Annotated in this window: 6 protein-coding genes and 1 pseudogene; 4 read left to right on the top strand and 3 right to left on the bottom strand. The window is 70.1% G+C overall.

Annotated features, from left to right (window positions below):
• The first annotated feature begins 130 nt into the window (after positions 1-130).
• The 3 genes and pseudogenes from G3I19_RS30980 to G3I19_RS30970 all read left to right on the top strand — a co-directional run bounded on the left by G3I19_RS30980 (position 131) and on the right by G3I19_RS30970 (position 4815).
• On the top strand, positions 131-1846 hold the full coding sequence (locus tag G3I19_RS30980; RefSeq protein ID WP_164267040.1) for an acyl-CoA dehydrogenase family protein: 1716 nt from the start codon (positions 131-133) through the stop codon (positions 1844-1846).
• Positions 1847-2010: 164 nt separating this feature from the next.
• Positions 2011-3882, top strand: a pseudogene (locus G3I19_RS30975) (glycosyl hydrolase family 28-related protein); the annotation flags it as partial.
• Positions 3883-4065: 183 nt separating this feature from the next.
• On the top strand, positions 4066-4815 hold the full coding sequence (locus G3I19_RS30970; protein WP_239074945.1) for a hypothetical protein: 750 nt from the start codon (positions 4066-4068) through the stop codon (positions 4813-4815).
• Between the two features lie 86 nt (positions 4816-4901).
• On the opposite strand, the gene G3I19_RS30965 is transcribed toward G3I19_RS30970, so the two are convergent.
• Both G3I19_RS30965 and G3I19_RS30960 read right to left on the bottom strand, forming a co-directional pair.
• Positions 4902-6755, bottom strand: coding sequence for an alkaline phosphatase family protein (locus tag G3I19_RS30965; protein ID WP_164267038.1), 1854 nt, complete (start codon positions 6753-6755; stop codon positions 4902-4904).
• A 154-nt stretch (positions 6756-6909) separates the two neighbouring features.
• On the bottom strand, positions 6910-8154 hold the full coding sequence (locus G3I19_RS30960; protein ID WP_343235260.1) for an EfeM/EfeO family lipoprotein: 1245 nt from the start codon (positions 8152-8154) through the stop codon (positions 6910-6912).
• 82 nt (positions 8155-8236) lie between these two features.
• On the opposite strand from G3I19_RS30960, the gene G3I19_RS30955 reads away from it, so the two are divergent.
• Complete coding sequence (locus G3I19_RS30955) at positions 8237-9112, top strand: PaaX family transcriptional regulator C-terminal domain-containing protein (RefSeq protein ID WP_343235259.1); 876 nt, start codon at positions 8237-8239, stop codon at positions 9110-9112.
• On the opposite strand, the gene G3I19_RS30950 is transcribed toward G3I19_RS30955, so the two are convergent.
• The coding region (locus tag G3I19_RS30950; protein ID WP_164267036.1) for an SDR family oxidoreductase at positions 9109-9762 on the bottom strand (654 nt) is incomplete at its 5' end. The genes G3I19_RS30955 and G3I19_RS30950 overlap by 4 nt on opposite strands.

The raw sequence follows: 9762 nt of genomic DNA, 5'->3' as shown, positions 1-9762 counted from the left end.
CCCCGCCCGCCGCCGTCGCACCGGGCGCCACCCCCGGCCGGCTCCCGCCCGGCCGCACCACGGCCGAGCGGCCCCCACGCCCATCCGGCCGTCCCACCGGCAACCACCCGCCAGCAGACAGGATTCAGCCATGACGGAGCACCCCTCCCCCGCCGCCGGTCTCCCGGACGCTCCCGCGCCGCGGCTCACCCATGAGGTCGTCAACCAGGTGCCGCCCCGCGTCGGTATCGACGAGTACGCAGCCAACGCCCCGCTGACCGCGGCCGTCCAGGAGTTCGGCGCGGGCCACCACGCGTCCGAGCTGCACGGGATCGGCGCTCTCGTCGGCTCGGGCGAGTTCCAGGAGTGGGCCGAGCTGGCCCACACCAGCCCGCCCGCGCTGCGGACCCACGACCGCTACGGCAACCGGGTCGACGAGATCGACTTCCACCCGGCGTACCACGAGGTGATCGGCGCCTCGGTACGGCACGGCACCCATACGGCGGCCTGGGCCGACCCCAAGCCCGGTGCCGCGGTGGCGCGGGCGGCCTCCTTCATGCTCTTCGCCCAGATCGAACCGGGCCACGCCTGCCCGATGTCCATGTCGCACGCGGTGGTGCCGGTGCTGCAGCGCGACCCGGACGTGGGCCGTGACTGGCTGCCCGGCCTGTTCAGCCGCACCTACGACCCGCGGCTCATCGCGCCCGGCCGCAAGGCGGGGCTCACCTTCGGTATGGGGATGACGGAGAAGCAGGGCGGCTCCGACGTACGGTCCAACACCACCCGGGCCGTCCCGCTGCCGTCCGACCCGGACGGCCGCGCCCATCTGCTCACCGGCCACAAGTGGTTCTTCTCGGCCCCGCAGTCCGACGCGTTCCTGGTCCTTGCGCAGGCAGAGGCCGGGCTCACCTGCTTCCTCGTGCCCCGGGTGCTGCCGGACGGCACCCTCAACTCCGTCCGTATCCAGCGCCTCAAGAACAAGCTGGGCAACAAGTCCAACGCGTCGTCCGAGGTCGAGTTCGACGCCACCTGGGCCCAGCGGGTCGGCGAGCCGGGCCGCGGGGTGCCGACCATCATCGAGATGGTGAACCACACCCGGCTGGACTGTGTGCTGGGCTCCACGGCCGGGATGCGGCAGTCGCTGTCGGAGGCGGTGTGGCACGCCACGTACCGCTCCGCGTTCGGCGCCCGGCTGGTGGAACAGCCCGCGATGACCGCCGTACTGGCCGATCTGGCCCTGGAGACGGAGGCCGCCACCTGGACCTCGCTGCGGCTGGCCTCGGCATACGAGGAGGACAGCGGGGAGTCCGAGGTGTCGTTCCGGCGGCTGGCCACGGCCGTGTCCAAGTACTGGATCTGCAAGCGCGGTCCGCACCACGCCTATGAGGCGCTCGAGTGCCTGGGCGGCAACGGGTACACGGAGGACTGGCCGCTGGCGCGCCGCTACCGCGAGCAGCCCGTCATGGCCGTGTGGGAGGGGTCGGGCAATGTGATCGCGCTCGACGTCCTGCGCGGGATCGCCAGGACGCCACACTCCCTCGACGCGTTCTGGGACGAGCTGGCGAAGACCGCGGGCGCGCATCAGGTCCTCGACGCGCACGTCGAGCGGCTGCGCCGGGATCTGGCCGCCGATCTGCACGACCCGGTCGCCGCGCAGACCCGCGCACGGGCCACGGTCGAGGGAATGGCGCTGGCGCTGCAGTCGTCACTGATGCTGCGGTACGCACCGCACGCGTCGGCCGAAGCATTCGTCGGCGCCCGGCTCGGCGAGGACCGCGGGCATCAGTACGGCATCCTCCCGCGCGGCACGGACGCGGCGGCGATCGTGGCGCACCACTCGGGCCCGGCGGACACACCACGGAACTGACCTTGGTACGGGGTGGAACTGACGCCCAGCCCCCGACTGACACGGCAGTCGTTATTTTGCGCTCTGGACGTGGTTTCTTGCGCAGACTCATAGACTTTCTTCGGTCCCGCTTCTAGCCTTTCGGCGTCCGCAGAGCCCCCCACGAGCCGCAAGGACGTATGTCTGTGACCCCTCCCCCAAGACGCCGCCTGCTCCGCCGCGACATCTCCGTATCGCTCTCCATGGCACTCGCCCTAGCCGGAACGGCCGCCGCCGTGGTCCTCTCCAGTGCCCCCACCGCCTGGGCGGCGGGGGTGCCGGCCCCCTCACCCGTCGGCGTTTCCGGCCGGGGCGCCGACGTGCCCTTCAAGGAGCAGGAGGCCGAGTACGCCGCCACCAACGGCACCCTGATCGGCCCCGACCGCCTCTACGGCCATCTGCCGTCGGAGGCGTCCGGACGTCAGGCGGTGACGCTCGACGCGACCGGCGAGTATGTGGAGTTCACTCTCACCGCGCCGGCGAACGCGATGTCCTTCCGGTACTCGCTGCCGGACACACCGGACGGGGCGGGCCGGGACGCCTCCATCGATCTGAAGGTCGACGGCAACCAGCTCAAGAGCGTGCCAGTGACCTCCAAGTACAGCTGGTATTACGGGGGTTACCCCTTCAACAACAACCCCGGTGACACCAACCCGCACCACTTCTACGACGAGACGCGCACCATGTTCGGCTCGACTCTGCCGGCCGGGACCAAGGTCCGCCTCCAGGTCTCGTCGACGGCGCAGTCACCGACGTTCACCATCGACCTGGCCGACTTCGAGCAGGTGGCCGCGCCGATCGCCGAGCCCGCGGGCGCGCTGGACGTGGTGAAGGACTTCGGCGCCGACCCGACCGGAGCCGCGGACTCGACCGCCGAGATCCAGGCGGCCGTCGACGCGGGCAAGGCCCAGGGCAGGACGGTGTACATCCCGCAGGGCACCTTCCAGGTACGGGACCACATCGTGGTCGACAAGGTGACACTCGCCGGAGCCGGCCCCTGGTACAGCGTGCTGACCGGACGCGACCCGACCGACCGCAGCAAGGCCGTCGGCGTGTACGGGAAGTACGCGGCGGCCGGCGGCAGCAGCGACGTCACCCTCAAGGACTTCGCCATCATGGGCGACATCCGTGAGCGCGAGGACAACGACCAGGTCAACGCGGTCGGTGGCGCGCTCTCCGACTCCACCGTCGACGACGTATGGATGCAGCACACCAAGGTCGGTGCCTGGATGGACGGGCCGATGGACAACTTCACCATCAAGAACAGCCGCATCCTCGACCAGACGGCGGACGGCGTCAATTTCCATATGGGCGTCACCAACTCCACCGTCACCAACACCTTCGTGCGCAACACCGGCGACGACGGTCTGGCCATGTGGGCGGAGAACATCCCGAACGTCAACAACAAGTTCACGTTCAACACAGTGGTCCTGCCGATCCTGGCGAACAACATCGTGACCTACGGCGGCAAGGACATCACCCTTTCCGACAACGTGATGGCCGACACCGTCACCAACGGCGGCGGACTGCATATCGCCAATCGCTATCCGGGCGTCAACTCCGGTCAGGGAACAGCCGTTTCAGGCACCACCACCGCCGCGCGCAACACCCTGATCCGGACCGGGAACAACGACTTCAACTGGCAGTTCGGCGTGGGCGCCGTCTGGTTCAGCGGCCTCAACGAACCGGTGAACGGCGATATCGACATCACCGACAGCGAGATCCTCGACAGCTCGTACGCGGCGATCATGCTGATCGATGGTGCGACGAACGGTCTGCACTTCGACCGTGTGCGGATCGACGGCGCCGGGACGTACGCCCTCCAGATCCAGGCGCCTGGCACCGCCTCGTTCACCGATGTCACCGCCACCCACATCGCGCAGCCGAACCCGATCCACAACTGCATCGGTTCCGGTTTCGAGATCACCCAGGGCGCGGGGAACTCCGGCTGGTACGCGGACCCGCCGGTCTGCACCGGCACCTGGCCCGACCCGGTGTGGACCAACGGCGGCGTGCCGCAGGGCAGCGGCACGACCCGAGCGCCGGCCGCACCGCACTCCCCGCAGGCAGCACACACCGGCTGATTCCCGCCCCCTCCGGCGCCCGCCGTGCGGCACACGCATGGCGGGCGTAGCCTCGTCGTGTACGTCTCACCGCCCTTGACCAGGCACATTCAGGAGGCGACGTTGACAGGACACCGCATGGCCAAGCCACTGGCAGCGGGCGCCGCAGCAGCCGTTCTGACGATCGCTGCGGGCGGCTCAGCCGTGGCGGACGGCGGGACAGGGTCGCTGTCGGCCCAGGAGATCGCCAAAAAGGCACATGACGCCCTCTTCGGGACCTCATCGCTGCACATCAGTGTCCACGGGAGATTCGGCTCACGGGGCACCCCCACCTCGATGGACCTCACGCTCGACCGGCAGGCCAACTGCCGGGGCTCGCTGAGCCTGGGCGGACAGGGCTCCGTCGAGATCATCAAGAGGGGCGGCAAGGTGTGGATCAAGCCGGACGCGGCGTTCTGGAAGAACCAGGTGCCTGGAGGCAGCGCCGCCGAGGCCGTCATCAACGGGCGCTATCTCGAAGGGTCGTCGACCGACTCCCCGCTGCAGGGCCTCTCGAAGGTCTGCGATCTGGACTCGTTCCTCAAGACGAGTACGGAGTCGGGCACTTCGGGCGGCCGGCTGACCAAGGGCAAGGTGACCAAGCTCCACGGGATCGAGGTGGTCCCGGTCAGCGGGGTGCGCGGCGGCCAGCGGGAGACCCTGTACGTGGCGACGCACGGCAAGCCCTATCCCGTCCAGGTCACGGTGAAGGCGAAGGACGGCACCACCCTGGCGACCGTGGGGTTCTCCGGCTTCGACAAACCCGTGCCGTCGAGCACACCGTCGCCCGACCAGGCGGTGAACATCTCGAAGCTCAAGACCCAGGTCGGCCCGGCAGCCTCCACCTGAGAACGGCGGGGACAGCGCGCCGGAAAGCAGCGCCGGGGACCGGGCCACCACGGCCCGGTCCCCGGCGTCACGTCATGCCGTACGGCTCAGGCCGCGCCCCGCCCGGAGCGGCGGCGGACGGCAAGCGTCACACCCGCTCCGCCGACGACCACTGCCGCCAGCACGCCGGCGGTCAGCAGACCGGGCCGGGAGCTTCCGCTGCCGGAGAGCTCCTGGATGGCGACGTTCTGCCGCTGCGGGTCGGTGATCCGCGCGGCGACCGGTGCCACGGACCTGATGGGGCCGGCCGACTTGACGGAGCCGTCCTTGTTCAGCAGGACCTGCTTGCCGTTGGGGTGGCGGAAGTCGAGCATCCCGGCCAGCGATCCGGCCCGGGTGTCGAAGGAGTGGTCCCCGATGCGGCCGGTGTGCCAGTTCTCCTCGACGAACTTGATGATGGAGGTCTGCTCGGTCCGCGTGTGGTCGATCTTGTTGACCTTGCCGTACGGGGAGATGACCATCAGCGGCTGCCGGGCGCCGGGACCGCACCGGTCGGCATAACCGCCCGCGGCCTTCGGGCCCTTCTGGCAGGCCGGTGAGTCCACCGTCTTGCCGTTCGTCTGCTTGCTCGTGTCCTGCGAGCCGTTGCGCGGCTTGGCGTACACGTGGTCGTACCAGCCGTCCGAGTCGTCGTAGGCGAGGACGACCGCCGTGTCCTTCCACTGCGGGGACTGCTGGATCTTGTTGATCTGACCGATCAGGAAGTCCTGCTCATCGGTGGGGTCGGAGTATCCGGCGTGCCCGTCCTGGTAGGAGGGGGCCTTGAGGAAGCTCACCGACGGCAGATGGCCCGAGGTGAGGGCCGCGTCGAAGTCCGTCAGGTCGTAGTTGTGGTTGGCCTGTCCCGCGTGACCGATCTCGGCGACCGACTTCGGCGCCACGTGGTGCGGGTTGGCCGTCGACGCGTAGTACTGGAAGGGGTCGTGGTGCGGGCTGTAGTCCACGACCTGCTCGCCGCCGACGTTCGCGTGCGTGGTGCCGCCGCACTTGGCGAGGTGGCTCGACGTACCGTCCCACGGGGTGCTCGGCCGGAAGCCGCCCTGGAACCAGCCCCAGCTGACGTTCTTCTCGTTCAGCCGGTCACCGATGTTCTTGCCGCCCAGCATGGCGAGCGAGGACTTGCTGGTGTGGTCGTTGCCCGAACAGTCGTCGTAGGCCGGGTCCGGGTCGGTGATCATGGTGCCGACGCCGTGCGCGTCCGGCGATGCCACCGCCGCCGGGTCGGGCTTGTCGGTCCGCTTCGGGTGCTCGGTGGAGGAGGCGGGGTCGGTGGAGACCACACCGTGCGTCTGGCCCGAGACCAGCTCGATGGCGCCCGGAGTCGAAGGGCCGTAGGCGGAGCCGAAGGAGTTGTCGTTGAGGGCGTAGTGCTGGGCGTAGTTCCACATCGCGGTGACGGTGTTGCCGTCGAAGTAGTCCATGCCCAGGCCGGGTTCGCCGAAGAGGTTGCCCGAGCACTTGCCCGAGTCGGTGTTCTCCACGAACTTGTCGGCCTTGCCGCCGTTGTACGCGTACTGCTCCGGACCGTACGAGTGGTTCTGGTCGCAGGTCATGGCCTGGTCGGGGGTGAGCCGCTTGGGCAGGTACTGGTTGGGGTTCTTGTCGAGCAGCCCGGCCGTACGGAGATTGTCGATGTCGTGTGGCGTGCGCGGGGAAGGGGTGAACTTCGTGCCGTCGGTGTTCGCGGCCTGCGGGTAGGTCGCGAAGTAGTGGTCGAAGGAGATGTTCTCGTCGAAGAGCACCACCAGGTGTTTGATGGGGGTCGCCGTCGCACTCCCGTGGTGCGCCGTGGCGGGCACCGTCGCCCAGACGGGTGCGGCGCCGCCGAGTACGGTCAGCGCGGCGGCACCGGCCAGCGCTCCCCAACGGCGCGCGCCTGCTCCTCTGCCCTTGCTCCCCATGCGGATCCGCCTTCCACTTCTGACTGGTGCACCCTGTCATGCACGTCTCAACATCCTGACACGATGCATCACGATGACACGGGAGTGAACAGCTGGCATCCGGTGGGAAAACAAAATTGAGCAAACAAACTGTTGAGCCTGAACCGACGGGCCGTCAGGACGACCGCCGTACGTCACAGAGAGCCGCGATGTCGGCGAGCCGCTCCACCAGCCCGCTGACCGCGGCGTTCACCTTCTCGCGCTCCGCGCGGCCGAGCCGGGCGGGCGCGGTCCAGTGCCCTGCGTGCTCCTGACGGTCCAGCACCGCCTGGGTCCGGTCGAGTTCGGTGTCCAGGGTCTTCAGCCCCTGATATCTGCCGCTGAGCACCGGGCGCAGCCTGGACAGCACCACCCGGGTGCCGTCGAGATTGGCGCGGGCGGTCGCGAGATTGCTGCCGCTGCCGTAGTCGGTGCGGCCCGTCAGCTCGAACTGCACGGTGTTCTCCAGGATTTCGTGCGCCCGCAGCCCCAGGTCGAGGGGGTCCATCCGGGCCTGCCGCCAGTCCGCACGCAGGGCGACCACGTCCTTGACCAGCCGGTCGGTGAACGGCCGCAGGGCGGCGGCGGACTCGCCGTGCCACAGCCCGTACTCGATGCGGTGGAAACCGGTGAAGTCCTTGTCGTGGACGCCACCGGGCAGCCCAGCGGTCGTGCCGTTGATCGCCGCGTCCGCGTCGCCGAACGTGCCGTACGCGGCGCCGAGCCGCTCGTAGTCGAGGTGCGCGGTGAGCCAGGCTTTCCTGGCCCGTGCCGGGTCGTCCGCGCGGACCGCGGTGGCGAGCTGCCGCGCGGCGCCGACAAGTGAGCCCATCCGGCCGGTGACCCACTTCTGGTAGCTCAGCGTGGGCGGGATCAGATCGTGCTGGCTGACGGGCACCGCGGCCGGGCCGCTGCTGCCGCTTTCACCGCTGCTGCCGCTGCCGTCACCGCCGGACGGGACCCGCACGGTGGGACCGGTGACGGACGCGGCGTCGTCGGGGAAACAGCCGAAGGCGTAGGAGCCCGAGGCGATGGTCACCCGGAGCGCCCGGGTGGTGCCGGGCCCGAGCCCCTCCACCTCGCCGTACACGGCGCCGCTCGACGCGTCCTTCAGATACACCTCGACCGGCACGCTCGACGTGTTGTGCACGTCGAAGACCTGGGTGCCAGGACGCGGGTCGTGCCAGCCCGTTCCGCAACTGCCGGCCGACGCGTCGACACCGGTGTGCGGCAGACCGTCGGAGTGCCCGGCGGCGGAGTGGCCGTGACCGCTCAGCAGCCCGGCGGCCCCGGCGCCCGCGAGCGCCAGTGCGGCGGCCAGCACCGCACCGCCGGCGACCAGCGCACGGCGCGAAGGTCGTACGGTCTTCCTGTCCGGCACACCGGCCTCCTGACACAGCAGCACACGGAGGAACGACATCGTAGACCGTAGAACCGGAACACCCCGTTGATAGCCTCCCCGGGTGACGATCGCAGCAGAAGCGGATGAGCCCGCGAAGGGGGAGCCCGCAGCCGGTTCCGCGCAGCCACGCCAGTTCATCGTGACGGTGTACGGCCTCTACTCCAGGACCGAGGGCGGCTGGCTCTCGGTGGCCACCCTGATCGGGCTGCTCGCGGACCTCGGTATCGAGGCCCCCGCCGTACGGTCGTCGATCTCCCGGCTGAAGCGGCGGGGCCTGCTGCGGGCCGAACGCCGGAACGGCTCGGCGGGGTACGCACTCTCCGACGAGGGCCTCTCGGTCCTGCGGGAGGGCGACCGCCGCATCTTCCGCAGGGACCGCGCCACACCGTCCGACGGATGGCTGCTCGCGGTCTTCTCCGTACCGGAGTCGGAGCGCAGCAAGCGGCATCTGATGCGCTCCCGGCTGACCCGGCTCGGCTTCGGCACGGCCTCCGCGGGGGTCTACATCGCCCCCGCGCATCTCTACGACGCCACGGCCGAGATGCTCCGCCGCCTGGAACTGGACGGCTACGCCGACCTCTTCCGGGCCGACCACCTGGCGTTCGGCCCGCTGGAGGAGAAGGTCAGGCAGTGGTGGGACCTCGACCAACTGGAGCTTCTGTACGGCGAGTTCGTCCGTAAGCACGGGGGTGTACTGGACCGTCTGCCGGCCGCGGCCGGCACCGGCCCGGCCGGGCGGGACGCGTTCGTGGACTACGTCCGGGTGCTGACCGACTGGCGTCAGCTCCCGTACCTCGACCCGGGCCTGCCGGCTGAGCTGCTCCCGGACGGCTGGGTCGGGATCCGGGCGGCCGACCTGTTCTTCACGCTCAGGTCCCGGCTGGAGGACGGCGCGCGCGCCTACGTCGCGGGAGGTCTGGGCCCGGGGGCCCGCTAACGCGCGCTCCACCCGCCGTCGAGCGAGAGCGAGGTGCCGGTGACGAACGCGGCCTGCGGCGCGCAGAGGTACGCCACGGCCTCGGCGACCTCGTCCGGCTCGACCAGCCGTTTGAGCGCCGATTCCTTCAGCAGGACCTCGCTGACCACCCGCTCGGGCGGGATCCCGTGCGCGGCGGCCTGGTCCGCGATCTGCCGCTCGACCAGCGGGGTGCGCACATAACCGGGGTTCACGCAGTTCGATGTCACACCGTGCGGGGCGCCTTCGAGCGCCGCGGTCTTGGAGAGCCCTTCGAGGCCGTGCTTGGCCGACACATACGCCGACTTGTACGGGGAGGCGCGCAGCCCGTGCACGGACGCGAGGTTGACGATGCGGCCCCAGCCCTGGGCGTACATGTGCGGGAGCGCGCCCCTGATCAGCCGGAAGGGTGCTTCCAGCATCACGGTGAGGACGGTGTGGAAGACCTCGGGCGGGAAGTCCTCGATGGGCCGGACGAGCTGCAGGCCCGCGTTGTTGACGAGGACGTCCGTGCCGGCGGCGGCCCGCTCCGCCGCGTCGAGGTCGGTCAGGTCGAGCCCGTACGGTTCGACCGCGCCGGACAGCCCGGCGGCCCGGCCGGCGAGCACCGCGAGCCCGGCCTCGTCGCGGTC

It is taken from the genome of Streptomyces sp. SID10853 (assembly GCF_010548145.1).
Lineage (GTDB): Bacteria > Actinomycetota > Actinomycetes > Streptomycetales > Streptomycetaceae > Streptomyces.
The sequence above is the reverse complement of the archived record's forward strand: the minus strand, read 5'-3'. Positions and strand labels throughout refer to the sequence as shown.